We start from the raw sequence: 1035 nt of genomic DNA on the forward strand, positions 1-1035 counted from the left end.
TCCGCGAAGTGCAGCTGGAACGACGACACACCGGGCAGGGTTCCGGCAGGGGCCCGGATCTCGGCGGGGAAGTTCGGCAGCGTGGAGAGGTCGTTGCCGAACGACGCCGTCTCCGAGGTGAACCGGTCACCGGTGAGCTGCATGCCGTCACCCGAGTCACCCGCGAAACGGATGATCACGTGGTCGACGCGGCGAACCTCTTTCGACCCGGTCCGCAGATCCACGGGCGCGATGTCGCTGACAACGGACATGAGGGTTCTACTCCTTGATGTCGCAGATGGTGGCGCCGGCGGCGACGGAGGCGCCGACCTGGGCGGTGAGGCCGACGATGGTGCCCGCGCGGTGGGCGTTCAGCGGCTGTTCCATCTTCATGGCTTCGAGGACGACGATCAGTTCGCCTTCCTCGACCCGCTGGCCCTCCTCGACGGCGACCTTGACGATCGTGCCCTGCATCGGGGAGGCGAGGGTGTCGCCCGAGGCCGCGGGGCCCGACTTCTTCGCCGCGCGGCGCTTGGGCTTGGCGCCGCCCGCGGCGGCCGTGCGGGCCAGGGTCATGCCCAGGGACGACGGCAGCGAGACTTCGAGGCGCTTGCCGCCGACCTCGACGACCACCGTCTCACGGCCCGGCTCGTCCTCGGTGTCGTCCGCGGCCGGGGCCTGGAACGCCGGGATCTCGTTGACGAACTCGGTCTCGATCCAGCGGGTGTAGACCGTGAACGGGTTGCCGTCGGCGGGTGCGAACGCGGGGTCGGTGACGACCGCGCGGTGGAACGGGATGGCCGTGGCCATGCCCTCGACCTCGAACTCCGCGAGCGCGCGGGCGGCGCGCTGGAGGGCCTGTTCGCGGGTGGCGCCGGTGACGATCAGCTTGGCGAGGAGGGAGTCCCAGGCGGGGCCGATGACGCTGCCGGACTCCACGCCCGTGTCCAGGCGGACGCCAGGACCGGTCGGCGGGGCGAACCGGGTGACCGTGCCGGGGGCCGGGAGGAAGCCGCGGCCCGGGTCCTCGCCGTTGATGCGGAACTCGAAGGAGTG

At 71.4% G+C, this 1035-nt stretch carries 1 protein-coding gene and 1 pseudogene; both read right to left on the reverse strand.

Annotated elements, in window-relative coordinates:
• Positions 1-251: pseudogene (locus ACFYYJ_RS41545) on the reverse strand (2-oxoglutarate ferredoxin oxidoreductase subunit alpha); the annotation flags it as partial.
• A 7-nt stretch (positions 252-258) separates the two neighbouring features.
• Positions 259-1035: biotin/lipoyl-containing protein (locus ACFYYJ_RS41550; RefSeq protein ID WP_389140225.1), on the reverse strand; the 777-nt coding region annotated here is incomplete at its 5' end.

It is taken from the genome of Streptomyces sp. NPDC002467 (assembly GCF_042889825.1).
Lineage (GTDB): Bacteria > Actinomycetota > Actinomycetes > Streptomycetales > Streptomycetaceae > Streptomyces.